Genomic DNA, 25,720 nt, shown 5'->3' on the forward strand with positions numbered 1-25,720 from the left:
CACTCTAATCAACTTATAAGGCTCTTCACCATAACGTGTGGTTGATTTCCGTTCGGCTGGGCGCTTTCCTAGGGGCGTCCGATGAGCCGCTTGGGCCTACACGATGTAGGTCACGAAGGCGTTATCACAGGACGTGATGTTTTTAGCCTTCGTTCCTCTGTATGCTCGCTCCAGGGTCTCATCTGTGACGCTAATCCCTAAGGAGTCGCCCAGCCGTAACGAAGATTAACCTATATACATGGCATACGTTTTAACAAATGTCATCCACAACTTTTTGTGATGAGCCACTTATAAACAAGAGTTACATTTTATCAAATTTCATCCAAAAATTTAGGTTTTAAGCAAATTTAAAGTAAATTGCATCAAATAAGCATATATTCATGTATTTAAAAAGTGAAGAGTGACAAAAGTTGTAAGGTTTATGGAACGGAGGTTGTACCTTTTTTCAGATGTTCCAGAAATGGTAGCTGACTTGATAATGAAGCCAACCCAAACTATTCATCAGCTAATAACTTGGTCAAAAGAAGCACTTGAGATCGAATGAATACCCAAAGCTAAAAAAACGAAGGGTAGAATAGACTCCCCTTCGTTTCTCTATAGGCTATCAATAGCTTGTCACCCGTTGAAAGAAGTTAAAAAAACCTTCCCTTTAGTTGTTTTAGACGATTCAACTGCCGCTATTGCCTTTTTAATGTCTAACAAATCATAATGAGAATCAACCACCATCATTTTTAACGTACCACTATTAACGAGATTGATTAACTGATGAAATGTATCTTGCCATCTTTCTATCGAGACTTGTTTATTCCAATGACGTAAATGGAACATACTTGCCTTGACATTTGCCTCTTTAACAATACTTTGCCAATTCACTTGTACACCTGATAAAAGACCAATTGCTAAAAAATTGCCTCCAGGTTTCAAACAGAAAGCAAGATCATTGCCTGCTGCCCCACCAATAGAATCAACAGCAGCATCAGCACCTCTTCCATTCGTTAGTTCCATTACTTTCTCATAGAGCGGTTCAATAGAGGTATCTATTACATAGGAAGCTCCAAGCTGAATTAAATCAGCGGTATGTCTATTATTTCTAGTGACCGCGATTAACTGAAAACCTAGCAATTTTGCCAGCTGAGCAAAAATATGTCCAATTGCGGACCCACAGGCATTCACTAATAAAACATCATTTGGTTGCAATTGTAAAATATCTATACAAGTCACCCAAGCCGTCATTGGGTTAATATACATTTGTGCTGCAGTAAAATCATCTATAGAATTTGGAATTGGTACTGCAAATTTTGCGTTTGTTTTTACAATTTCCTGCCAAGTTCCTTCTCCTCGTAAAGGTAATACACGCTTTCCGATAAGATTTTTAGAAACAAACGGACCTACCTCCTCTACAATACCCACTCCTTCATAGCCAGGAATTGTTGGTAAAGAAATTCGATGAGCATACTTCCCCCATATTGGTATTAAATCGGAAGGATTAATAGGTCGTGCCAGCATTCGAACAAGAATTTCTTGTTCTTGAGGGGGGTAAATCGTTTTATTTTCAAACTTTAAAACTTCCCGAGGGCTTCCAAATTCATATAATTTAATGCTTTTAGCTTTCAAAAAATTAACTCCTTTATGATTGATTAATAGCATTTTTTGCAACTACTCAAAATGAAACCTTCAGGAGTGGTTTTTCTTATCTCCACCGATTATTTGTCTTCACCAATCGGGCTTTTATGAGCAGTTTTTCTTCCGCTTAATTTCTTAGCTATTGCGAATATTAAATATTCCCCTAATCACTTTTCGAATAAATATACTTTTTTATTCAATAAAAATTATAAGGTGGTCTGATGGTGTTTTTAAAGCTGTGAAATGGTAAAATCACCGTTTTCGGTCATACATAGTTGCAAGTTTTTATTGATTTCTATCTTAATAGGACTAACAATTGCTTTTTTATTAGAAAAATACCAAACTCGTTCACTTGGTCCTAAAAGTAAATTTGCTCCATCCTCATAGTTCCCCATAAACGTGAGAGCATTTGAGCGAATTTCGTTATGATTCATTGGCGTTATACCGTATTCTTTTAAACTATCGGCTACTGAATAAATAGCATCCGTCGTTAAATTCATTTCGGCAATATTTAGTACATGCTCGGGTGAAAAAGACTTTACATCCTGTTTTGGATTTACTTCCTGCCTTGAAATGAGCTCAATAATATTTCCCTCTGGATCATAAAAATAACAAGAATGAGCTTTTAATGTATCAAAATATACTTCATCCTGTCCCTCTGAAAATAATAATTCTGCATATTCTTTTACCCAGCTTTTCGCTTGCTTAAATAAATTACATGGAATATTTAACGCAAAATGATATTGCTTTTTAACCAAATACGATATTTTTTCAAAAGTGATAACACTTTCACCAACAGCTATATCAAAAACATTATCCGTATCCCGTATTAATGTAAATCCTAAATGATTGCAGTAAAATTCTTTCGTTTTATGTACATCATACACATATAGTGTCACCTTTGTAATCTTCATTCGTAAAACATCCCCTTTGCAATTGTTAGCATTTACTATACTTACTAAAATAAATATCTACCTCATGCAAAAGAATGAAACTTACTTTATGGTTGGATACGATCGCCTCTACTATTTGGCTGTGAAATGACCAAAAACTCTACATCATCCTCTGAATCATTTCGCATCTGATGCGGTTTAAGGGACGGCACTTCAATTCCTTCATTCTTCTGTAAGACGATACGTTTTCCGTCAATATCAATTGTTGCTGTTCCAGATAGCACAAAGAAAAATTGTTGTGCATGATGATGATAATGATTTACCTCTGCTGTTTTAGCGGGCATACGCTCATGAATAATGCTAAGCTCATTGTTTTTAACTAAATGCCAGCCATCACATTGATCTCCCCAACTATAATGTTCTGCATACTGTTTGCTAATTTTCAAAACTAATCAACACCTTCATTCCTATGGATATTTTTCCAATATTTCTATACAGTATAAATAAAGAATATTATTTCAAAAAATTCACGCAGTAAGGAGTGGGAACGATGAATATCAAAAAACAATTGCTGGGCACAACCCTCGGCTATATACTGGGAATATTAATTGCATACATCTTTTTCGATTATTTTTCTTGGTCGTTTACTATAGGCTCTTTGGTAGGTATTTGTTTATTTGCTCTAATTTTAAAGTTTATGAGAAAGGCATAATGTATTTAATAACTTTTCAAACTTGTTTGCACTCATAATTTCATGTGTCATAAACCGACCGTTGTAAAACAGTCCAAAGGTAGTCCATATGATAGGTGCATTCTGCGCTTCATCTTTCGTCATTAGTTGATATGCACAAAAAGGAATGCCCCTTTTCTCTGCTATATTTTTCAAATCATCTATAACACCTACTGCAAACGGACATTGAGCTGTGTAATATATCACAATACCATTATTGTTGACTAAAGGATTTTTCACCTGTAATTTAAACGAAGGATCTTCTACCCTATCATTAAATTTATAGACAGCTAGCTGAAAATATGATGCTGCATAATCTACAACTGTAAATCCTAAATGTTCAAAAAAACGTCTATCACTTAGAAATGGGAGTTTTTTCTTTCCTACTATATGTACGATGCCATCCATACCTTGCGCTAGTGCATCTTCCTTACACTTTTCAAACAATTGTCTAGCATGATTTTGATTTTTGTATTTACCTGAAACCCATAGGCAATTAATATACATATAATTCGGTGCATTAATTGGAACCCAAGCTTGATTTGCAGGTAAATATTCAATAAACACCTTTGCCCGATCATTTAAACGATAAAAGACCAATCCTTCATCCATGCGGTTCATTAGCCATTCCTTCTTTTCTTTCACCGCATGCTCGTATTGCTTCGCACCAAGTGCACAACATATATGCTCCTGTTCAATATTGTTCCTAGTAATTTGAATATAATCCACTTTACCATCCCCTTCTCTCTTATATTACATCTTTTCGGGGAGTTGCTATCAAAATACACTTAACTTTTTCATTTGATAAATTTACAATAATATTACAGCTACTTGAAATGGAGGAATACATTTGGAGAGAATTATCATCAGCCGTCCCCAACCAACAGACACCGAAGAGTTGCATAAGTTTTTTTTACTTGTTATTGCCGATACATATGCAAAGGAAGGACTTGCAGAGCTCTATGACGAGCAAAAAAGCGAATGGGAAATGAAAAAACATTATTTAAAATTGGATTTAGATAGCCAAGGTGAGGAGCGATTTTTCTGGTTAGCAATTCACGAGGAGACAAAGAAAATTGTAGGAACAATAGAATATGGTATCGCAAATGAATTGATTCAAAAAAACGTTCAGGAAGATCTAACAGACTTTCCTGAGATTGGGACAGTTTTTGTGCACCCCATCTATCAAAATCAAGGTATAGGAACGATGTTACTTCAAAAAATGTTAACAACGCTAGAGAGTAAAAATAGTAGAGGTTTTTGTTTAGATAGTGGTTATAAACAGGCTCAATTTATTTGGCAGAAAAAATTTGGCAAGCCAGACTTTTTACTTGAGCATTATTGGGGTGAAAACAGTCACCATATGATTTGGAAACGAAAATTCCCAATATAAAAGAGGAGGAATAATTCATGCAATACAAAATTTCACAAGAACTAGATACTGGCAAAAAATCTTATATTAATAACAAGTTATATGAATTTAATTTAAAGCATTTTCCAAATGATTTAAGGGGTAGATATCAAGAAATCAATTTATTTCTTACAGATGAAAAAGATCAAATTCGTGGAGGCATTCTGGGGGAAATTTGCTGGAATTGGTTAGAGATACATACACTTATGATCGATGAGGATCTTCGTGGATTAGGGTATGGGTCTAAATTGTTATTAGACATTGAACAAATTGCTGTAAATAACGAATGTGATTTCATAAAGGTAGATACTTTAAGTTTTCAAGCTTTAGATTTTTATCAAAATCATGGATATGAAATCTATGGTACATTGGACAATGTCGGAAGAGATTATAAACATTATTATTTAAAAAAGGATCTTTCATAGGAGCTGCTAAACAAAAATTGAGCTCTCATCATTGTGCATGGGCTATCAAACTTCGACGGAAACCAGAAAATGCTATAGGCGATGTTATATAACTTTAAATACCTCTACTAATTGTTTCTATACTTGTTTTCTACATCACTATTTCACAGAATTGAGCTTCAGGAAGCCCACTTCTTCAGAGGTGGGAGGAATGAAGTGCTTTTTTCTTTACAGAACATACGTTTTTATTGTATATTGTGAATAATCAAAAAATAAAGGAGTGACGGGTAATGACAAAATCGAAAAAAGATTGTTTTATTATAGAACTCAAGTTAGTTATAGATACATGGCAAACGGATATCCTATTAAAACGTTTTGAAATTGCCCGTACACTCTATAATACGACTTTGTCTTATGCAGTAAAACAATATACTTTAATGCAGGAATCAAAACACTATCGAAAACAATTACGTTGCTACCAAAAAGCGAAAAAATCTAATGATACAAAAGAATTGAAGCAGACCGCAAAAGAATTAAATAACATTCGTCAATCTTTTGGATTAAGTGAAAATCAACTGCATGCGTATATTAAAAAGCATCAACATAACTATAAAAAACATATAGATAGCAATACTTCCCAGAAAATCGCCTCTACTGTTTGGAAAGCGGTTCAGGATGTTCTATTTAAAGGGAGCAAAGCACATTTTAAACGTTACGGAATGCTTCATTCTGTAGAAGGGAAATCTAATAAAGCAGGCATTCGATTTAAAGAGAATGTTGTCTATTGGAACGGATTAACCCTTCCTGTTCGTATTCGCAAACAAGATTTATTTGTAGAAGAATCCCTTGCTCTTCATACCATTAATTATTGTCGTCTAGTCAAAAAAGTGATTCGTGGAGTACATACTTTTTACGTACAACTCGTGATGAATGGGATTCCTCCTGCAAAGAGAATTTCATCTACAGGAGCCTTTCGGCATGCCTATCAAAAACAAAAACGAGTAGGTATTGACATCGGTCCTTCTACCATTGCGGTTGTTTCAGAAGAAACCGTTTTCATCCAACAACTTGCGCCAGAAGTACCTTTATTGGAGAAACAAAAAAGACGTTTATTACGCAAATTGGATAGAAGTCGTAGAAGTACCAATCCTAACAATTTCAACAAGGATGGTACTATCAAACATGGCGTCAAACTCCGTTGGACATCTAGTAAAAACTATCAAAAAACAAAGAAACAAGTAAAAGAATTATATAGAATGAAAGCTTCCTACATTAAAGAAAAACATGGTGCGTTAGCCAATAAAATCTTGTCTCTTGGCGATGAAGTGTACATCGAAACCATGCATTTTAAAGGATTAGCAAAGCGTACAAAAGAAACCAAAACAAATAATCAGGGCAAATTCCAATCCAAAAAACGTTTTGGAAAAAGCATTGGGAACCATGCCCCTGCCATGTTAGTGGAAATCATCCATCAAAAATTAGGTTACACAAAGCAAACGATACAGAAAGTAAATACGATCACCTTTAAAGCCAGTCAGTATAACCATGTGACGGATCGTTATGAAAAGAAAAAACTCCATCAACGTTGGAGTCAAATTGGCAATCATCTCGTACAACGGGATTTATATAGTGCGTTTTTACTGATGAATAGTGATACAAATTTACAACAAACAAATCAAGACTTATGCAAGAAAACGTTTATTACCTTTTTAGAGTTACACAATCAACATATAGAAGACTTGAAACAAGTAAAGAAAATATTCCCTCTTAGCATGGGTATCAAACAAATCAAGTGAGGGGTATTCCTCCGTAGGTAGAGCTACCTGCCTTCGTTAAAACTTATTGCCAACACAACATCGGTTGTGTAAATAAGAAAGTCTTATAGAACAGAAGATAAATCAAAGATGTTGTACACAGGACATGGCAACACCATCTGTGGAGAGCTTTGTAACGCTTCTCTTAAGTATATAAGAACCCCGCTGCTTTAGCTGTGGGAGTAGTCAGAAGCTTAAAAAGGAACTGCACCAGGTAAACAAGAAAAATAGTTAAAGGTGCAGTTCAATCAGCATGTTCTTTTCTTGGTAAAATTAAATTGTCACAGATAATATCACATTGTTTCAGCATCTGAAAGAATTTTTTAAGGATTATGTAAAAAGGACGTAATTTCAATAATTTAAGCTAGTATGTAGGAGCTAAAATTGAAATAACATTCTCTAAAACAGCTTGATACTCAATTTTTTCTTTAAATAATAAACAAATCAATAATATATAGTCGAGGTGTGTATGACTTTTATGTATTTCGGATTTATTCCGCTTATCCTATTTTTTATTTTTCTTTTTTCTTATCTGAAGGATCCTAGAAAAATAATAAATGGCTTTTTATTTAATGCCTTTTTCTGTTCATTTCTTTTATTTTGTACGATTGCATCTCTAGTATCTGAAAATAACCATATAAAGCTTATAGTTATTATTCCTTTACTAGCACTTTTCTTCATTATACCTTTTGGAATTGTAGCTTTGATGTTCGGCCTATTTCTTAATGCAAGAGTTTTAATGAAAAGAGAAGGAAGAAGCTTAGCAAACTCTTTAACTTTAATTGTAGCTATCATTATTTTACTTTATATCCTAATCCCTATCATAAATCCAGTAAGTTTTTTATCCAATATGTTCCAACCTATATTTGGTGGAATTTCGCTAATTATTTTTTATTTTTCGATCCATCTATCAAACTTCCTAACTGCTTATTTCCTATATCAATTTAATAGGCCAAAGTATAACCAAGATTTTATCATCGTGCTGGGCAGTGGGTTAATTAACGATAAAGTACCACCTCTTCTAGCAAGTAGAATTAATAAAGCTATTGATTTTTATCAGAAACAAGCAGCTGTTACAACACCACCAACAATAATTTTCTCTGGTGGGCAAGGTTCAGATGAGAATCTTCCAGAAGCGGAGGCGATGCAAAGATATGCTATTGAAAAAGGAATTCCTATCGAGCATACTGTGCAAGAAAATCGTTCAGTAAATACATATCAAAATATGTTATTTTCAAAACAAATTATGGATACGTTAAAACCAGATGGTAAATACAACAGCATTTTTACTACGAACAATTTCCATCTTTTCCGTGCTGGTCTATACGCTAGACAGGCTGGTCTGAATAGCCAAGGAATCGGCTCAAAAACAGCATTTTATTATTGGCCAAATGCAATGGTTCGTGAATATGTTGCTATTGTTGTAATGGGACGGAAACGACATATGAAAGTTGTTGGAGTAATTCTTGGAATCTCTCTATTCTTTTCTTTATGCGGCATATTATTCTTTTAGTTAAAGACACTATTAGGCTGCTTTTATTGGTTAACCATCTTTATCTATCTCGATTAATTTGAATGCTCTGATTTCAGCTACTCGATTGCTGGCATAATTTCAAAGCGATTGCAATCTCCACCCTATTGATATAAAAACTTTCAAACCATTACAAACATTGTTATATCGACGTTATTTTGTATCACCCATCTTCAGGTGTATAGACGACATGCCCTCGACTGCGAAGTTCTGTTGCTACTCCATCCCAGAAGTGAGCATTGGCCCAAGAACCATGCACGAGCACGAATGTAAGCCGTTGCTGTGAGAGGAAACTGTATCTTTCATCAATTTCAAGGGCACCATCACTCCAGAGCGACCATCCTACAGAGTAAGAGGAGTAAACCGCTTGGCATAAGCCTATAATCGAGATAGGGAAATTGATGAAATTCTTGGAGGCAAGGAAACATGTGCAAGACACCCTTTCAAATCGACATATAGTATCAGATTATACCTTCTACGTTTGGAGAGGTTCCCACACTCGAATCGCCGAAAAAATTACATGAGAGAGGTGTAGTAACTTGTTTATGTTCTTCCAAATCCTATATCCCCCCCTCTATATGATGAATAAACAAAAAAAGCCCAGGCTCAAAATTATTTTGAGTACCTGGGCTTTTTTTGAAGTTTAGGTTTAGGAAAAATATGAAATCTTACATTGATACAATAACACAACAACCTAAACAAAATCTGAACAACTATTATGCAGCTACAACATTGGCAACTTGTGCAAGTACAGCTGTTTTAATCTTATTTGCGCCAACTTGTGCTGCAGCCATTCCAGTAAACGTACCTGTTTTAACTCACCATAGCTTGCCTTCTTAACCATAGTAATAAGCTAAGAACTTACTTTCACGCATGTTTCGAGGACAATTTTTACTGCTAAAATGATTGTACTGGACCACATTATTAATTGGAATACCTTCATCTTTCATGATTTTAGCAACTAACTCTGTAGCGTTCTAATAGTTACCATCACTATTGACGCAAACCTCTACTTGTATTACTTGATAATTACCTGTGTAACTACGTGCAGCCCTACATTAATAGAGAATGGTACACCTGTTAAAACTGTTCAAAAAAAGATTAGGACATAGCAGAGCTTCCGTCACAGAAGATCTCTATGTCCATCTCACTGAGAAAATGGCCAGAGATGCCGATAACATCTTTGAGTCATTCGCTCTAGATATATAAGAATTGCTAACCTATTGTAGATTTTTTTGTATCTTCTTATATCCGATAATCCTTTTAAAATTAATGGATTGTCGGTTTATTTTTACCTTATTTTATTTTTCTTTATCTGTTAATATACCATGTTTATTTGCTATACATGGTGGCAGTAAGGTGGCAAAAAACATTAAGGCCACCCATCACGGAATGGTCTTGTTATTTGTTATTTAATTAAAGTGCCTGTTACTTGACGATTTCTATGTATAAGCAATTCTGCAACGATTAAATTCGGCAACCAACAAAGCCAAGCTATAATAGCGTAACTAAGATTAAAATTTTCAAATCCAAATAGTACAGTAAACAAAACTAGCCAAATTCTTAATGTTACAGCTGCAAAAGTTAGGGAATAATTTCTTATCATCCACTTTTGATGTTCATAAATTTTTCTATGTTTAATTTTAACTAGCGCTTGGGATGCTGTTATCATCCAGATTATAGCTAGGAAACCAAAACCCAACTGTGATACCAAGCCACCTGTAGCATAAAATGCTAAATAAAGCCCTGAAGCACCGCCGAATAAAATACCTATCATATATATTTTCCCTAACATTCGATGACGATTGATATTTTTTTCTCTAAACTTCGAGAATAATGTAAAGGGACCTATTACTAACGCTACTACACTGAATACAATATGTATATAAAGCATAGTGTACCAAAACGAATTCAATGTAGAAATATACATAAGCTTCAATTTAACAAACCCTGCCTGATGCGCATCCATAATTAAATATTGAAAAATGGAATAACCAGATATTAAAATAGCTAAGCTACTAAATATAAGCCAAGTTTTTTTATTCATTTCTGCCTCCTAATATTTTATTTCCATAAATAATTTCCCTATTACTAACACGCGTTCCTCCACTTTTCTTTTAATTAAATTATCAAAGAACGAACTCACTTTCCTCTGTTCATAATGTAACATTATATTTTATAAGATTTGCGCTTTACATTATAAGTGGTAATAAAATGGATATAAAAGGCCTAATATTATAAATAACAGCCATACATATTGAAATTAGGAAAAAAAGGTTTATTATTGAGCGACAATAGATTTTTTACTGTTATTACAATATATCCCTATTTTAACTAATTATAGCGCAGCGCTACTCGAGTACTTCTGTCGCTTTGCTTTCGTCGCGGAGCAAAGATTCCCGCGGGAAAGCGAGACAGACGAGCCCCTGCACGGATCGAATGTTATTTGTGCGTCAGCGAAGCGGCAGCATCAAATGTTTTATCTGTGCGAAAACGAAGCGGCAGCAAAAAAGCGAGTAACCCATAACAGAAATCAGAGCCATCTAATTAATTGGGATGGACAAAAATGGTTAATCAACATACCTGATATGTAAATATAGAAACAGAAAGAAGGAATAATTTGAATCACCAACATGAAAAAAGTAAAGAATTTTATCCAATCATTTTGACTTTAGTTTTATTTATAATCGCTTTACTTGTTTTTTTTATTTGTCGGTTGTTTCCAAATAGCAGTCTCTGGATTCCTATTTGTTTTTATATGATAGATGTTGGTTTTGTGATTTCGTTAATTCTAGGTGCTAGGTCTAAAGAAATAAGTTTTAAATTATTCAGTATCCTATCAAATGTTATATTAATAATACCACTATCAATAGTTTTATATTTATTGTTGTTGGCAAATGGAATTTCAGAACCATAAACAAAAAAACCACTTCTTCCCTATTAGGTAGGCAATATAAATTTATTTCTAAGGGGAGTATTTTAGTCATTTATTTTTGTAAATTATAAGGAGGAATCAGTCTTAAGGCTGAGGAGTCGTACCGTCTAAAGTTTGTTGCCGATAAAAAGAAAATACACTACAATTACACCATTGAAGGATAAATTTCCAATTGCGACGTTAACGATAGAAAGGGGATGTTTTATTTTTTATGAAAATATGGTGGGCTATAAATATTATGTGGTTAATCATTTTTGCTGTTGGAGCAATATTTATAGGAGTAAGAAAGATTGATGCTGTAGGAGTAGTTCAAACTCCTGAAATTAAAATGGTATCATTCGCTATTTTGGGTATTGTATTTATAGGTGTTGTACTATTTCAACTAATTCTACTGATTTTCCTTCGTTTTGTTAGAAAAAATACAGCGCAATAATTCAACAAAAAGTTCAGCTCCGCTAAAATAGCTTTGCTGTTCTTTGTCGTTTTCAAAGTCACGCAGACTGCATTGCTCCCTATTATAGACAGATTAAAAAATATAAATCTGTTATCTAAGGGGAGTATTTTTTATGGTCCTATACAAAGAGCAACTCTACATTGTACAACTACTATATTAGAAATTACTCAACTAATTCTACAGAAAGTGTAGTAACCGTAAGTGGTGCTGTACCTTGAACTGTACCATCATATCCAACTTTCACCTTATCACCAACCTGAAATGTTTCGTCTGGATTCTTTGCAAGGTTTACATAAATTATTCCATAAACTGGACTGTCTTCTGTTTTATTTACATAAACAAAAGCTTCCCGATCATTTATCATCTCTTCAATCACCCCTATAAAAGTTGCTTTAACTTTACTATTTGAGTTACATGTAATTAATAAACCGCAGCATAGTAAAAATGTAATTATCAAACTATATTTCTTTTTCAAAATAGTCCCCCCTCATAATTCTACTTCACAAACTACAACCTTCTTCTTTAGATTAACATTATCTCAAATTAACATTTATTGATATATTTATTTCACTTACCATTCCAGCCAATTCTCAAATTACAAGGTCTATTACTTATTCAAAAAAACCCAGGCTCAAAATTAATTGAGTACCTGGGTTTTACTATTATTATTTAGTTGTACCTGTTACCGTTGCACAAGAAATAACTGAAGTGGAAGCATCAGGGATATTACTTGCATCTTCTGAATCTCCTTTGATACCTGGGTCTTCTTTATCACCTTTAGGACCTTTTGATTGCTACTTTTTCTTATTATAGCGTTTGTTCTTATACTCCCAAATGTTTAAAACAAATCTTCGTTATGCATATATTAATTGTTATTAATTCTATCTAGTAATGCTGCGTGAATTAAATTTGTTTTTCGAACCTTTTAAGTGCCTCAGACATTCTGTTAATAATCTCTTCAACCTGTTGGCTTGTAATAATAAGCGGTGGAGCAAGAGCAACCGTATTTGTTCCCTTCCAATCGAAGTAACGCAATTGCAGCCCTAAGTCCATGCATATATCTGTATACAAAGCCGCGGCGTGTACCGACGGATCAAATGAGATGCCGTTTTCAGGATCTTTAACTAGCTCAATACCGGCAAGTAGACCAAGACCTCTTACATTCGTTATATATTTATGATTGCTTTCGAGATACTTAAGTCCTGTTAATAATTCTTCACCGCGAAGTCTACTATTCTCAACAATTTGATCTCTCTCTAATATCTCAAGTGTCTTCAAGCCAACTGCGCAAGCCATTGGATGTCCACTATATGTGAATCCATGGAACATCATTTCATCTGATTGAATAAATGCTTCTCTTACATGTTCTCTCATAATTACGGCACCCAGGTGAGCGTAGCCACTTGAGATTCCTTTTGCAACACATAGAAGATCCGGAACAATGTTCCAATTATCAACACCAAATGTCTTTCCGGTTCTCCCAAACCCACAAATCACCTCATCTGCAATAAGCAAAATGTTGTGTTCATCGCAAAGTTCGCGAACAGCTTGAAGATATCCGTCAGGTGGGAACCTTACCCCGCCTGCACCTTGGATTGGCTCCAGAATGACAGCGGCTATGGTGTCGGATCCTTCTGATTCAATTATCCCACGAATAGAACGTGAGTAATTTGGATCAGTTTTGTCACCAAGTTCTGCATTCAAAACATGCGCTGCAGCTGTAAGGAAGTTAGGAGCATTGGAAGTCGTAAATTTGTTGAATCCCTCGATTCCGGTAGCACTTGTGGCTCCTACTGTAACCCCATGGAAAGATTGTTCAAGAGAAATAATTTTAGTTTTCTCTGGCTGACCTTTTACTTTCCAATAAAAACGGGCTAATTTAAAGGCTGTATCATTAGATTCCGAACCTCCCGATGTGAAGAAGCAAACATTCAAATCACCAGGTGCTAATGAGGCCACTTTCTGTGCTAAAAGGATAGCGGGTTCATTGGATTGTCCGCTGAATGAAGAGCTGTAAGAAAGTTTTAACATCTGCTGTTTTGCTACCTCAGCAAGCTCTTCATTCCCATAGCCAAGGTTAACATTCCAAAGCATCGAAACCCCATCAATACGCTCTTTCCCCTCTATGTCTTTCAGATAAATTCCTTTGCCTTCTGTAAAGATTGTTGATGGCCCTGATAAATAATGAGCTCTTGGTGGTGTAGTTGGATGCAAATAATGTTTTTTATCAAGTTCTGATAATTCCAATTTACTTAGGTTCTTCCGCTTTGTAACGTATTGCATATTTATTCCTCCTTTAATATTTAATAGACAAATATAATTAAGCATTGTTATTTTATTTAACTAATATTCCGCCCTTCTATATCTGTTAAGAGTTTCTTGGATTCTTTTGAATACAGGGATTGAATTGCGAAATAACAAACACCAACTCCCATCCAGGTAAATCCAACTATTTTTCCGGCTGTTGAAAGCCCCCACAAGATATAAAGACAAATTAACATTCCGATTAATGGAATAATCAAATATTTAACGATATTTTTTTGCTTATTTTCAAATAGTAATGATTAATTACACAAATATTCACGAAGGCAAATCCTAATAATCCACCAAATGCAACTAAGTCGGATACAATTTGCAGATTCAAAGATACCGCACCGATAATTCCAATTATTGACATTAGTAAAATATTATTAATCGGTGTTTTATACTTTGGATGGATATAGCTAAAAAATTTTTGAGGAACGACATTGTCACGTCCCATCCCCAAGAGCAGACGACTTGAAGCTGATTGGCTAGCTAAGGCGCTTGCAATTCCAGATGCGATAATCGTAAGTGTAATATAAGTCTGAAGAAACCCGCCCCCTATAGTCTCTAACACGTTGAAGAAGGCTGTGTCGGGATTATCAATAGCTAAATAATTTCCTACAAGAATCACTGCTAAATAAGTGACGGAAACATAAAATACCGTTTGAATGACACATGTAAACAAAATGGCCAAACCAATTTTATTCCCCCCTACGTTCGTCTCTTCAGCCAAGGTTGTAATAGCATCAAAACCTAGGTAAGCGACAATAACAATAGCTGCCCCGCCAATAACAGCTCCTATTGAAAATGAATCACCATCATAAATTGCCTTATAGTTTAGTAAATTTAAATCGCCCGTTATAATATAGTGACTTGCGCTGGAAACGAAGGCAATCACCGCGATAATCATGAGGAGCACTAAAACTGAATTCAACTTAGCTGCTATATCAATTCCAATTATATTTACAATCGTGATTGGGATAGCGAAAATGAGAACCCACCCCCAAACTGGAATGCTTGGTACAAGGGCGTTTGCAAAATTTGCACTGATCAAAAAAGTTAACATGGGTATCAACAGATAATCAAGGAGCATTCCCCATCCAGCTATAAATCCTATTTTAGGGTGTAACGCTTTATGGGCGTAGGTATAGGTTGAGCCTGCAACTGGGTAAGCTTCAACCATTTTACCGAAACTGTACGCCGTAAATAACATTGCAACAAAACCAAGAACATATGAGAGGACAGAATGGCCCTGCGATACCAATGTGATAATTCCAAACATTGACATCGCTGCAACTGGTGCCATAAAGCCAAGACCAAAAATAACTAAATCTCGCATCTTTAAACTTCTCTTTAGACTTTGCCCATCTGATAAAGTTTGAATGTTCTCTATTGATTTTTGTGTTTCTATATTCCCTACCCCCATTGGTGTTATTATCATTTTGTTATTTATAAAAAGCGTTACCCTTCTAAAGTTCTCCCCCTGAAAAGGTCCACATCTTCCGGTCCGGCCTCGGATAATATGGCGTTCACTTTCCAGTTCTAGAATTAACAGACTCAAATGTTCTGCCTGACACAGCCTCAACCCAATTACCATTAAACAGTTGGTATTTCGTCATTCATCTGACTCCCCCTCTTTTGTTTTGTTGATGTCAACTTTTTCTTTAAACTGTAGTAGGAAAAAGAAGCATTCTTTTATATTAATTACAGATTATCAAATTATGATAATTTGATATTGTAAAAATCGGAACATTCTAAATTTTCATTCATAAACTCTTCTAATATACGCATGCCAGGCGCACTTAAAAAAGCAATTACTCAAATAAGTAATTGCTTTAGCTATACAAACATTATTTTGCAGGTTTTTAGGCTACTCTTTTGCCCTGTTAATTGATAAGGTGTCATGCATCCAAAATTCCGAAACTCATGAATCAAATGGGCTTGGTCATAATAACCATTCTCATAAATAACATCATTTAACGTAAAGTGAGTTGCCCTCAGAAGCATATTTAGTGATGATTGAAATCTTACTATTTGGCTAAAAAATTTTGGGGAAATTCCAATATGGTCTTCAAATTGTTTTCTTAAATATCTAGTTGAATATCCTACTTCTTCTGCAAGTTGAGTTATGGTAATATTACCTCTTGTCGCGTATATATTATATAATGCTTGTTTTATTAGTTTTGTTGATTTATCAATCTCAAAAATTTGACTTTCCAATATTTCGTTGAATATATTGACTTTCTCCATAAAACTTTCTTCGGTTACTACCCTTTCTAAGATATTCGTATTTACAGGAAACATTTCATTTAAGGAAACTTCTTTATCTGTAAGGTCTTTTATATCGAATTTTATTTTCTTAATATCTAGGCATGGTAGAAAACGAATACCAAAGTATCTACTGTTTGGGAGAAGGTTAATCACTCTACTTTTAGTAACGCTTCCACAAATATTACCGTAATGCTGATCACAATTAATGAGAATATCGATACACCCATCCGGGATAACAGAAATTTGACTACTTCCCCCTCCCATTTTAAATTGGTAAAACAGAATAGGTGGTTGATTTGGTTTAATTCTAACTTTTTGTTCAGTATAGTACTCTGTCTGAAATTCAAAGGCAGGCTGAGACGGCAAGTAACTAATTATTTTCGAATTTAAAGGACTAATCAACTTTATACCCCCTGTAATACAAATTAGTAAACGCTTACAAATTAATACTTAATATGTGATTATTTCCTAGGTTAATTTAATAACAGCTAAATCAACGGTTTACTATTTTTCTTTACAGATTTTCCGAATGAGAAAGCCCATGCAGTGTGTAGCCCTTATTTAGACATGAGATGATGAAAGTAAGGTCAGACAAGAGATAGCTTTTGCTACCTTAATTGTCTGAAAAGGTGTTGTACTTCATGCATAGACAGTAAAAGTCTTAATGAAACTTTTAGAAAATTCTAATAATCAACCTTCTTCCCTCTGTGCTACTAATTTTTTATTTGATAAAGATGGTTATTTCTTTATTTTAGATCGAAAAAAGATGTAGGTAGACTCACTATTTATCCAAGGGAAATTAAAGAAGTTCTATATTCATATCCCAAGTTATTTGAAGCAAGTGTCATTGTAGTTCCTGATCCAATCATGGGCAAAGAATTAATGGCCTTAAAATCCAATAGATCCTATTGGTGAAGAAGAATTAAGAAACTATTGTAAATTACATTTGACTCCATATAAAATTCCTAAATTCTTTGAAAAAGTAGACGAGTTACTAAAAACGAAAAGTGGGAAAATTTGAAAACAGCAATTAAGAGCTCTTTCACATTCATAAACATTATCGGTAGCTATGTTTAAAGCCTGTATCCCTTGCCAACTCAAGGTTACAGGCTTTTCTAACAACAGGTTTATTAACGGTTCAATGTTTTATTGAGAAATATCTTCAAATCTATTAATATCCTCTTAATCGTATCAAGCTATAGTTACTTGAATTTCGCTGTAATCCTAAAACGGATAATCTAATTTACTCGTCTGTACAGATACCCATTTCGTAACAGTAAACTCATCTACAATCCATTCATATCCAAAACGCCCAATTCCACTTTGTTTCACTCCACCAAATGGAACATTTCCTTCTAGCACTGCAGGCATATCATTTATATGTGTTGTACCAGATTCAATCTCAAGAGCTAATTTTTCCCCTCTTTCTACGTCACTAGTTATAATAGCAGAGGATAATCCATATTCCGTATCATTGGCAAAACGAATGGCCTCTTCATCACTTTCAGCCTGAATAATTTGTGCAACAGGACCGAAGATTTCAAAAGATGCAAGACTTGAATCATTAGGTACATCAACAAATACAAATGGAGAAATAACATTCCCTGTACGTTCACCTTCTACAGCAACTGTTAATCCACTTTCCTTTGCTTTATTAACTAAATCCATGATTTTATCAGCTTGTTTTTCATTTATAACAGGTCCAATAATTGTGTTAGGATCCTTTGGGTCTCTTACTGTTAATCCCTTTACTTTTTCTACGTATCTAGCAATAAATTCATCATAAATATCTCTATTAACAATAATTCGGTTTGTAATCGCACAGATTTGGCCACTATGCAAAAATTTCCCGAAGATGGCGACTTTCACTGCTTGTTCAACGTCGGCATCTCTTAAAACTAATAAAGGATTATTGCCTCCAAGTTCTAATGCCATTTGTTTTAATGTTCCGCCTGTTACCTTATTAATATGTTTTCCTACTGCAGTTGATCCTGTAAAACTGATAAACGAAGAATTCGTATTTAACAGGAATTCATCTCCGGCTTCTTGAAGATCAGTTAAAATGGAATTAAACACTCCAGCAGGAAATCCAGCTTCTTCGAAAGCCTTTGCAAAAACTTGTCCGCCAACTATTCCAACTTGGAGATCTGGTTTATGAACAACACTGTTCCCGAGAGCAATGGCAGGAAAAATTGTTCTTGTTGCCATGTTAAATGGAAAGTTAAAAGGTGTGATGGACGTAATAACACCTAAAGGTAATCGATATACACGACTAACCTTTCCTGGTGTAGTAGATGCATAATTTTTGGGTGTGTATATTTCATCAACCATTTTAATCGAATCTTTTATGTCACTAACCCCAAAGCCAAACTCAATATGAGCTTTAAGTAGTGTTCCACCTGTTTCTCGTGTAATTAATTCCAAAATATGATCTTTATTTTCCTCTAAATAGTCTAATGCGCTCGTTAAAACTTCTCTTCTTTGTTCTGGCGGAGATTTAGCCCATTCCTTTTGTGCTGCTTTTGCTTTGTGATAAGCGTCTTTTATTTGCTCTACATTCGCTAATTCTACAGATGTAATAGTTGATTGATCATATGGATCCTTTATTGAATAAGTTCTTTTACTGCCACCATCTACCCATTGACCTCCAATATAACTTTTGTTTATTTTACTTGCCCATTCAATGCAGTTCACATCTACAGCCAGATTCTTTGTCATTTAAAGTCCCCTTCCTGAAATGAAAATCTATCTTTAACGCGATGTAACCTAAATTGTAAGCGGAATTAATTATTTTTTATTGTAAAAAGCGGAACTATGCAAAAGTTCTAATCAATAACATAAATAGTGTTTATATAACTTCTGTTTTTGCTTTTGTTTCTGTTTCATTACAATCAATCTATTACCTTGAACGCAGATTGACTTTCAGCCCTCTTACTTTTTAAAACGCTTATGAATATTGTTATACTTGTAAGTACCTTCCTCACTGAATTCAATCAATTCCATAGATAATGCCAGATATCGCCTAGTAAATAGATCAGCAAAATGATCCTTGATTACTTCGAATAGTTCGTCACAAGTTTCTTTCTTATTTTCAGCCGATCTCCCCGCCCCTATTTTTAATATAGCATGAACAAATGCATCATCTTCCGCTCCATCTGCTACTCGGTAATCTTGAAGTTCAACTGCTCTTGATCGAATTCCTCCAGTCGGAAAAAGATTACTACGGCTAATCAAAACATCATTCACTTTTTTAAGCAAATTCGGAATGTCTGCTTCTTTCTTTATGTTTTCGGTATACTCAACAATAAAATGCGGCATGTTTTCATCCCTTTCACTAACTAAAAATGGCGTTATCACTTTCCGTTCTTAAGAAATATTTTTCACTAATAACGGTATTTACTAGTCGTCCCACTCCTTCAATTTCAGTAATGACTTCATCTCCTTCCTTTGTATCAACTAAGCCCTCAGGCGTACCAGTAAGGATAATATCGTTTTTATTTAATGTCATAAAACTACTTAAATACTCAATTAATTGCGGAATACTAAAAATCATATCTTTCGTTGTGCCTTCCTGCGTAATTTTTCCATTTACATAAGTACGCAATGTAAGATTCATAGGATCTTCAATATCTTTTGCATCGACTAGCCATGGACCGATCGGTGTGCAAGTATCTCTATTCTTTACTTTTAAGTTCGGACGATAATAGTTTTCTAAATAATCACGGATGGCATAGTCATTTGCAACGGTATATCCTGCTACATAATCATAAGCATCTTCTCGTTTAATGTTAGTCCCTGAACGCCCAATGACAACTGCAAGTTCACATTCATAATGCATATTGGTAGCCTCAGCCGGTCGGTAAGTCTGACCTCGATGACCAATAAAAGTATTAGGACCTTTTAGAAATACTAAAGGTTCTGTTGGTGCTTCAAAAGCAAGTTCCTTTGCATGATCTGCATAATTTAGTCCTAAAGCAAAAACGGTTCTAGGTTGGACAGGCGGTAGCCAGACCACTTCCTCCTCAGAAACAATTTGTCCATTATCTAGTTTCAGGTGACCATCAGTTGTTTCAATTGCGTGATGAATGACATCCTGAAATACTACACGTGCATGTTTCATAATAATCGCTCTCCTTTACAAAACAATGAGATTCTCATTTAACTGTATTTTCTAAATAACCGATTCCATCGATTTCAATTCGTACTCGATCTCCCTCTTTCACAAGGGGAGGATTTTCAGGTACCCCAACCAGTAAAACATCTCCCTCATACAACGTCATAAATTCAGAAATTTCAGAAATCAGTCGTGATACAGGACGAATTAAATTAGCCGTTGTATTCTTTTGTTTTAATTCATCGTTAACGAATACAGTAATCGTCAACTTATTAGGGTCAGAGATTGCATCGCGTTCAATAATCCATGGACCTACAGGGCAAAAGTTATCTCTTGCTTTTTGTTTAATAGCTGGTCGATAAAAATTTTCATGTGGAATACTCACATCATTTACAATGGTGTATCCTAATACATAATCTAAAGCTTTTTCTTCTGTTACACGAGTAGCATTTTTCCCAATGACGATGCCTAATGAGGCACCTACTTGCAGATGAGATGTATCCTCAGGTAATGGAATTGAAGATTTAAATCCAGTAATGGTGTTCACCGGTTTTATATATAAGACAGGCGCTTTCGGGGGCTGTTTATAAGGTTCATTAGTTAACGATGAACCTAATGCTTTAAGCTCGCCACTATAATTTAATAAAGCCCCATATACTGTACCCGAAATTGGCGCCTCCAAAGAGGACTGCTCTACTGTTAAATTTCTATCACCGAGAATAATTGTATTGCTTTTAAGATCTACTTCCACTTCTTTTGTATGAAGGGTTTCACTAAATTTAATAATTGCCTTACTCATAACTATTCACGCCTCTCATAAACTCTCGTAAATTCTTCTGATGATTACTTAATCATATTGAGTTAGCAAAACTATTACTAATGATTAACTACACCTTTAACATCATTACCTATATTTGACTTAACGATAATTTCTGAAAAATTATCCTCTACATTTTTTGACTTACGGGCCCCTATAAATGTGCCAATATAGCAACCTAAGAAACCTAATGGTATAGAAACAATTCCTGGTGATGCAAGAGGGAAAATAGGATTCCCAGTAAATAAGGCTACACCTGGTTCTGGATTCCAAACGTTTGGACTTAACATAACCAGACCAATCGTGCTAATCAATCCTATAAGCATCCCAAAGATTGCTCCAGCTTTATTGAATTTTCTCCAAAAAATAGTTAATAAAATAACTGGTAAATTCGAACTCGCTGCTAATGTTAGAGCGATTGAAGATAAAAAGGCCACATTAAAATTTTGAAGAAATAGTGATAAGGCTATGGCTATTGCAGTGATGAGAATCGATGCAAGACGTACCATAAACATTTGCTGTTTTTCGGTTGCTTTCCCGTCTTTTAAAATTTCGTTATAAAAGTCATGGGAAAATGCTGTTGCTCCCGTAACCACAATACCAGCAACAACTGCGAGAATAGTAGCAAAAGAAACCGCAGAAATGAAAGCAAACATAAGGTCTCCGCCAATATACTTTGCTAATAATGGCGCTGCCATATTTCCTGCTGGATTTGCCTCTATAATATTCGAAGTTCCAACTAGTTTTGCTGCTCCAAACCCGAGGAAGATGACCATAATGTGGAAGAGTCCCATGATCCACATAAGCCAAACAACTGACTTTCTGGCAACCCGAGCATTAGGTACAGTTAAAAAGCGAACTAATACATGGGGTAGACCCGCTGTCCCAAGAATGAGCCCAAGTGTTAAAGAAGCTGCATCCCAACCGTTTTTATATTTTAAACCAGGATTTAAGTAATCAATTCCAAAAGGAGTGGCTGTTTTCATATCAGTAAAAATGCCAATAAAATTAAAATTAAATTTCCACATAACCATTACAAACATAATAAAGGTTCCACCTACTAAAAGAACGGCTTTAATAATTTGAACCCAGCTTGTTGCGGTCATTCCTCCAAACAAAACAAAAGCTAACATAGCAACACCAACAATAAGGACTGAAGTATTATACGGAATACCTAATAATAATTTGAATAAAGCTCCTGCAGCAACAAGCTGTCCAAGCATATAAAAAACTGAGATGATTATTGTATTGAAGGCAGTTACACCTCGTACTTGTTTAAACTTAAATCGAGCAGTAATCATATCACCTAACGTATATTTCCCAAGATTCCTTAATGGTTCTGCAACTAAAAATAAAATGACAAGAAAAGAAACAAGGGCACCGTACATGAGGAAAAATCCGTCATATCCCGTTAAAGAAAAGGCCCCAATTAACCCTAAAAAGGTAGATGCAGACATAAAGTCTCCAGCTAAAGCAAGACCATTTTGCCTAGCAGTCAGACCACCTCCAGCTGTATAAAAAGAACCTGCCGTTTTTGTTTTTTTGGAAGCATAGTACGTAATGAAAAGTACCCCTATTGACATGAGTACAAAAAGAAGAATAATATCCCATCCCATATGTCTACAGCCCCTCTTTTACTAAGATTTTCTTTACCTTTTCGTCAAATTCAGCAGACTTCTTTACATAAACACTGCACACCCCAAATGACATAAAGATAATTGAAATACCATAAATCCACGCCAACGTAATGTCTCCTATTACTTGGACATTTAATATATTTGTAAACAAGGCTAGGAATGGTAAAGCTAGTGAATAAGCCAAATAAAAAATTGTATATGGAATAATAAACTTTTTCTTATATAAAAGTAGTTGTTTAAAATCCTCCGAAGTGGCAATTTTGTCATAATCTATTTGTTTGTTGTCTTGTTGTTCGATGCCTTTTTTTACACTACTCTGTTCTTTTACTAGTTCCAAATTGATAGCACCTCTTTCCTAATAATTTAATAGGGTTCTTAAATGCTTCTAATTCTTCGATTTTTAATTTCTATTAAAAACCACTAGCTTTAGCTCTGTCATTTCCTCTACAGCATATTTTATTCCTTCTCTTCCAACTCCACTTTCCTTCACACCTCCATAAGGCATGTTATCTACACGAAACGTTGGCATGTCATTAATCATTACGCCACCAACATGAAGGTTCTCAGCTGCAGTTAACGCTGTATGAACATTATCCGTGTAGATTCCCGCTTGGAGACCATATCGCGAATCATTTACTTGCTCAATTGCTTCCTCTACTGCTTGAACTTTATTGATGATAACAATTGGAGCAAACACTTCTTGACACGAAACTTTTAAAGAAGACTCTGCATTTAATAATACCGTTGGCAATAGAATATTCCCTTTTGCAATTCCCCCAGTTGCTACTTCTGCTCCATGTTGTTTCGCATCATGAATCCAATCTAAAGTACGTTCCACATCTCCTTTTGAAATAAGCGCTGAAACATCTGTACTTGGATCTAAAGGGTCACCAATTTTGAGTTGTTGAGTTGCTTCAACGAATTTTTGCACAAAAGTTTCGTACAAACTTTCATGAATATAAATTCGTTGTAATGATATACATACTTGTCCTTGGAATGAAAAGGCTCCCTTCACACAACGATTAATAATTGAATCAATATCGATCCCTTTATCAATAATAACGGCTGCATTTGAACCCAGTTCTAATGTCACGCGCTTCAGTCCTGCTTTGTTTCGAATACCAATCCCAACAGCTGGGCTTCCCGTAAATGTAATAGCTGCAATTCTATCATCGGTCACGATTTTATCCCCCACGACTCTTCCGCTTCCAGTAATAATATTAAGAGCTCCATTAGGTAAACCAGCCTCCTGTAACAACTCTGCTAAAAAGAAAGAAGATAGTGGAGTTTGAGATGCTGGTTTTAATACAATTGTATTTCCTGCTGCAATGGCAGGACCTACTTTATGGGCAACTAAATTCATCGGGAAATTAAATGGAGTAATCGCTCCAATAACCCCAATAGGTTCACGCACCGTATATGCTACTCGTTTTTCTCCACCTGGTGCAGCATCCAATGGAAGTGTTTCCCCATGAATTCGCTTTGCTTCTTCAGCTGCAAACTTATACGTTTGTATTGTACGTTTCACTTCATCGATTGCAGTAGCAATTGGTTTAGCTGCCTCTAACGCGATAATTTCTGCAGCTTCATCTAAACGCTGCTCAAACAAAGCTACCAAACGTTCCAAAATTGCAGCACGTTCGTGAGCTGGCATTTTCGCCATTACTGTTTTTGCACGACATGCAGCTTCAATTGCCTCATTCACTTCTTTTTCATTAGCCTTAGGAATATACGCAATAACATCTCCAGAGTATGGAGATGTTAGAGATGCATGTTCAGTGACTTCTTTCCATTGACCATCAATGTATAAGTTTTTCTTTCTTGCCTGCACTTTTAAATTCATAGTCTACTCCTTTCTGTTATAGCTTACTATTCATTAGATCACTAGCTCATCTTTTTTCATGTATTCATTCATTCCGTATGACTCATTCTGCTTGCCATATTTATAATTTAGCCACTTTATCTTAATCCGCTTCTTGTATGGGTATACAGAACAATCTTTTAATTGTATTAATAATGAAGGGTGTTGCTCATTTATAGATATTTGGTGGCAGGTTCCATCATAATTATTACCATCTATTTCAACTTGAATATGGTAAATACCAGGTTTAGGCATTCGGTATTTCTTTTCTACTATTAATTTAAGAAACTGATGTTTTTTGTAAAAAAGGGAACTTTGATTTACTTCTCCATTAATTTCATAAAAATCGCCCAAATACATAGGAATCTTTTGCACATGACCTTCATCGAGCAATTTTCGGATTGCTGTTGAACTAATTTTTTCATCTTCATGTTGGATCTTTGGAACAGTCGTTACTTCCAAACTTCCGGGATTATACTCTGATAACGTTTTCATACTACCGAGTCCTTTATAGCCATAATGATAATCAAAGCCTGCTACAACATGTATACATCCAAGTCCTATAATGTATTGTGCAATAAAATCGTTAGGAGAAAGACGGGCAAACTCAGGGCTAAACTCAACAACAAATAATTTCTCAACACCCAGCTTTTCAAATCGATCTTCTTTCAAAGGAAGCGGAGTTAAATAAGTCATTGGCTCCATATGAGGAAAGAGTATATCTTTTGGGTGCGGATAAAACGTCATAACACCAAAAGCGCATTGTTTTTGCACAGCAATTCGTTTTGCTGTTTCAAGAATTCTTTGATGACCGATGTGAACGCCATCAAAAAAACCAAGGGCCAAAACACAAGTTTCCTTTTCAGTGAACTTTGATTTATCAATTGAACTTTTGCTTTTGATATAAATTGTCTCCATCGT

The 25,720-nt window shown here is 35.0% G+C and carries 23 protein-coding genes; 6 read left to right on the top strand and 17 right to left on the bottom strand.

Annotation, left to right across the window (positions count from 1 at the left end; genetic code table 11):
- Positions 1 to 615: 615 nt before the first annotated feature.
- The 4 genes from QUF91_RS18870 to QUF91_RS18885 form a co-directional block, all read right to left on the bottom strand.
- Positions 616 to 1,614 carry a zinc-dependent alcohol dehydrogenase family protein gene (locus tag QUF91_RS18870; protein ID WP_289419032.1) on the bottom strand — a complete coding sequence of 333 codons (999 nt, stop codon included), beginning with the start codon at positions 1,612 to 1,614 and terminating at the stop codon, positions 616 to 618.
- A 239-nt stretch (positions 1,615 to 1,853) separates the two neighbouring features.
- Positions 1,854 to 2,537: a VOC family protein gene (locus tag QUF91_RS18875; protein ID WP_285399331.1), complete on the bottom strand. Its 684-nt coding sequence runs from the start codon at positions 2,535 to 2,537 to the stop codon at positions 1,854 to 1,856.
- Between the two features lie 86 nt (positions 2,538 to 2,623).
- Positions 2,624 to 2,962, bottom strand: coding sequence for a cupin domain-containing protein (locus QUF91_RS18880; protein WP_289419033.1), 339 nt, complete (start codon positions 2,960 to 2,962; stop codon positions 2,624 to 2,626).
- A 242-nt stretch (positions 2,963 to 3,204) separates the two neighbouring features.
- On the bottom strand, positions 3,205 to 3,975 hold the full coding sequence (locus QUF91_RS18885) for a GNAT family N-acetyltransferase (RefSeq protein ID WP_289419034.1): 771 nt from the start codon (positions 3,973 to 3,975) through the stop codon (positions 3,205 to 3,207).
- Positions 3,976 to 4,096: 121 nt separating this feature from the next.
- Between QUF91_RS18885 and QUF91_RS18890 the strand changes: the two genes are divergently transcribed.
- The 4 genes from QUF91_RS18890 to QUF91_RS18905 all read left to right on the top strand — a co-directional run bounded on the left by QUF91_RS18890 (position 4,097) and on the right by QUF91_RS18905 (position 8,388).
- Positions 4,097 to 4,639: a GNAT family N-acetyltransferase gene (locus QUF91_RS18890; RefSeq protein WP_289419035.1), complete on the top strand. Its 543-nt coding sequence runs from the start codon at positions 4,097 to 4,099 to the stop codon at positions 4,637 to 4,639.
- Positions 4,640 to 4,656: 17 nt separating this feature from the next.
- Complete coding sequence (locus tag QUF91_RS18895; RefSeq protein WP_285399335.1) at positions 4,657 to 5,082, top strand: GNAT family N-acetyltransferase; 426 nt, start codon at positions 4,657 to 4,659, stop codon at positions 5,080 to 5,082.
- A gap of 269 nt (positions 5,083 to 5,351) precedes the next feature.
- Positions 5,352 to 6,857 (top strand): hypothetical protein, encoded by a 1,506-nt coding sequence (locus tag QUF91_RS18900; RefSeq protein WP_289419036.1) that lies wholly within the window; start codon positions 5,352 to 5,354, stop codon positions 6,855 to 6,857.
- Positions 6,858 to 7,353: 496 nt separating this feature from the next.
- The gene (locus QUF91_RS18905; protein WP_289420103.1) at positions 7,354 to 8,388 is read left to right on the top strand and encodes a YdcF family protein; all 1,035 of its coding nucleotides are present in this window, start codon (positions 7,354 to 7,356) and stop codon (positions 8,386 to 8,388) included.
- A gap of 1,426 nt (positions 8,389 to 9,814) precedes the next feature.
- Here QUF91_RS18905 and QUF91_RS18910 read toward each other — a convergent pair.
- Positions 9,815 to 10,453 (bottom strand): DUF2306 domain-containing protein, encoded by a 639-nt coding sequence (locus tag QUF91_RS18910; RefSeq protein ID WP_289419037.1) that lies wholly within the window; start codon positions 10,451 to 10,453, stop codon positions 9,815 to 9,817.
- A 1,099-nt stretch (positions 10,454 to 11,552) separates the two neighbouring features.
- Between QUF91_RS18910 and QUF91_RS18915 the strand changes: the two genes are divergently transcribed.
- Complete coding sequence (locus tag QUF91_RS18915) at positions 11,553 to 11,774, top strand: DUF3923 family protein (protein ID WP_289419038.1); 222 nt, start codon at positions 11,553 to 11,555, stop codon at positions 11,772 to 11,774.
- 184 nt (positions 11,775 to 11,958) lie between these two features.
- Here QUF91_RS18915 and QUF91_RS18920 read toward each other — a convergent pair whose 3' ends face one another.
- The 4 genes from QUF91_RS18920 to QUF91_RS18935 all read right to left on the bottom strand — a co-directional run bounded on the left by QUF91_RS18920 (position 11,959) and on the right by QUF91_RS18935 (position 16,772).
- Positions 11,959 to 12,270, bottom strand: coding sequence for a hypothetical protein (locus QUF91_RS18920; RefSeq protein WP_289419039.1), 312 nt, complete (start codon positions 12,268 to 12,270; stop codon positions 11,959 to 11,961).
- A 428-nt stretch (positions 12,271 to 12,698) separates the two neighbouring features.
- Entirely contained in the window at positions 12,699 to 14,078 is a 1,380-nt protein-coding gene (locus QUF91_RS18925; protein WP_289419040.1) for an aminotransferase family protein, read from the bottom strand.
- 235 nt (positions 14,079 to 14,313) lie between these two features.
- Positions 14,314 to 15,525, bottom strand: coding sequence for an APC family permease (locus QUF91_RS18930; protein ID WP_289419041.1), 1,212 nt, complete (start codon positions 15,523 to 15,525; stop codon positions 14,314 to 14,316).
- Between the two features lie 413 nt (positions 15,526 to 15,938).
- Entirely contained in the window at positions 15,939 to 16,772 is an 834-nt protein-coding gene (locus QUF91_RS18935) for a helix-turn-helix transcriptional regulator (protein WP_289419042.1), read from the bottom strand.
- A gap of 505 nt (positions 16,773 to 17,277) precedes the next feature.
- Here QUF91_RS18935 and QUF91_RS28175 point away from each other — a divergent pair.
- Positions 17,278 to 17,391: an AMP-binding enzyme gene (locus QUF91_RS28175; protein ID WP_350224334.1), complete on the top strand. Its 114-nt coding sequence runs from the start codon at positions 17,278 to 17,280 to the stop codon at positions 17,389 to 17,391.
- 203 nt (positions 17,392 to 17,594) lie between these two features.
- Here the strand turns inward: QUF91_RS28175 and QUF91_RS18940 are convergent, their stop codons facing one another.
- From QUF91_RS18940 to QUF91_RS18975, 8 genes are all read right to left on the bottom strand, one after another.
- Positions 17,595 to 19,088, bottom strand: a complete 1,494-nt coding sequence (locus tag QUF91_RS18940; protein ID WP_289419043.1) for an aldehyde dehydrogenase family protein — start codon at positions 19,086 to 19,088, stop codon at positions 17,595 to 17,597.
- A 213-nt stretch (positions 19,089 to 19,301) separates the two neighbouring features.
- On the bottom strand, positions 19,302 to 19,688 hold the full coding sequence (locus QUF91_RS18945; protein WP_285395080.1) for a 5-carboxymethyl-2-hydroxymuconate Delta-isomerase: 387 nt from the start codon (positions 19,686 to 19,688) through the stop codon (positions 19,302 to 19,304).
- A gap of 16 nt (positions 19,689 to 19,704) precedes the next feature.
- Positions 19,705 to 20,490 (bottom strand): fumarylacetoacetate hydrolase family protein, encoded by a 786-nt coding sequence (locus tag QUF91_RS18950; protein WP_285395081.1) that lies wholly within the window; start codon positions 20,488 to 20,490, stop codon positions 19,705 to 19,707.
- A 34-nt stretch (positions 20,491 to 20,524) separates the two neighbouring features.
- Positions 20,525 to 21,283: a fumarylacetoacetate hydrolase family protein gene (locus QUF91_RS18955; RefSeq protein ID WP_289419044.1), complete on the bottom strand. Its 759-nt coding sequence runs from the start codon at positions 21,281 to 21,283 to the stop codon at positions 20,525 to 20,527.
- Between the two features lie 77 nt (positions 21,284 to 21,360).
- A complete protein-coding gene (locus QUF91_RS18960) occupies positions 21,361 to 22,917 on the bottom strand; it encodes a solute symporter family protein (protein WP_289419045.1) in 1,557 nt (518 codons plus the stop codon).
- A 4-nt stretch (positions 22,918 to 22,921) separates the two neighbouring features.
- Positions 22,922 to 23,275, bottom strand: a complete 354-nt coding sequence (locus tag QUF91_RS18965; protein WP_289419046.1) for a DUF485 domain-containing protein — start codon at positions 23,273 to 23,275, stop codon at positions 22,922 to 22,924.
- A gap of 63 nt (positions 23,276 to 23,338) precedes the next feature.
- A complete protein-coding gene (locus QUF91_RS18970) occupies positions 23,339 to 24,781 on the bottom strand; it encodes an aldehyde dehydrogenase family protein (protein WP_289419047.1) in 1,443 nt (480 codons plus the stop codon).
- A gap of 33 nt (positions 24,782 to 24,814) precedes the next feature.
- Positions 24,815 to 25,717, bottom strand: coding sequence for an FAD synthetase family protein (locus QUF91_RS18975; RefSeq protein WP_289419048.1), 903 nt, complete (start codon positions 25,715 to 25,717; stop codon positions 24,815 to 24,817).
- Positions 25,718 to 25,720 lie beyond the last annotated feature (3 nt).

Source organism: Lysinibacillus sp. G4S2 (assembly GCF_030348505.1).
Classification (GTDB): Bacteria; Bacillota; Bacilli; order Bacillales_A; family Planococcaceae; genus Lysinibacillus.

What these genes read in the sequence shown, in the direction of transcription:
- QUF91_RS18945 (WP_285395080.1), bottom strand. Translation starts at nt 19,688, where the DNA reads ATGCCGCATTTTATTGTTGAGTATACCGAAAACATAAAGAAAGAAGCA.
- QUF91_RS18940 (WP_289419043.1), bottom strand. Translation starts at nt 19,088, where the DNA reads ATGACAAAGAATCTGGCTGTAGATGTGAACTGCATTGAATGGGCAAGT.
- QUF91_RS18950 (WP_285395081.1), bottom strand. Translation starts at nt 20,490, where the DNA reads ATGAAACATGCACGTGTAGTATTTCAGGATGTCATTCATCACGCAATT.
- QUF91_RS18905 (WP_289420103.1), top strand. Translation starts at nt 7,354, where the DNA reads ATGTATTTCGGATTTATTCCGCTTATCCTATTTTTTATTTTTCTTTTT.
- QUF91_RS18875 (WP_285399331.1), bottom strand. Translation starts at nt 2,537, where the DNA reads ATGAAGATTACAAAGGTGACACTATATGTGTATGATGTACATAAAACG.
- QUF91_RS18970 (WP_289419047.1), bottom strand. Translation starts at nt 24,781, where the DNA reads ATGAATTTAAAAGTGCAGGCAAGAAAGAAAAACTTATACATTGATGGT.
- QUF91_RS18930 (WP_289419041.1), bottom strand. Translation starts at nt 15,525, where the DNA reads ATGGGGGTAGGGAATATAGAAACACAAAAATCAATAGAGAACATTCAA.
- QUF91_RS18925 (WP_289419040.1), bottom strand. Translation starts at nt 14,078, where the DNA reads ATGCAATACGTTACAAAGCGGAAGAACCTAAGTAAATTGGAATTATCA.
- QUF91_RS18975 (WP_289419048.1), bottom strand. Translation starts at nt 25,717, where the DNA reads ATGGAGACAATTTATATCAAAAGCAAAAGTTCAATTGATAAATCAAAG.
- QUF91_RS18910 (WP_289419037.1), bottom strand. Translation starts at nt 10,453, where the DNA reads ATGAATAAAAAAACTTGGCTTATATTTAGTAGCTTAGCTATTTTAATA.
- QUF91_RS18960 (WP_289419045.1), bottom strand. Translation starts at nt 22,917, where the DNA reads ATGGGATGGGATATTATTCTTCTTTTTGTACTCATGTCAATAGGGGTA.
- QUF91_RS18955 (WP_289419044.1), bottom strand. Translation starts at nt 21,283, where the DNA reads ATGAGTAAGGCAATTATTAAATTTAGTGAAACCCTTCATACAAAAGAA.
- QUF91_RS18900 (WP_289419036.1), top strand. Translation starts at nt 5,352, where the DNA reads ATGACAAAATCGAAAAAAGATTGTTTTATTATAGAACTCAAGTTAGTT.
- QUF91_RS18915 (WP_289419038.1), top strand. Translation starts at nt 11,553, where the DNA reads ATGAAAATATGGTGGGCTATAAATATTATGTGGTTAATCATTTTTGCT.
- QUF91_RS18895 (WP_285399335.1), top strand. Translation starts at nt 4,657, where the DNA reads ATGCAATACAAAATTTCACAAGAACTAGATACTGGCAAAAAATCTTAT.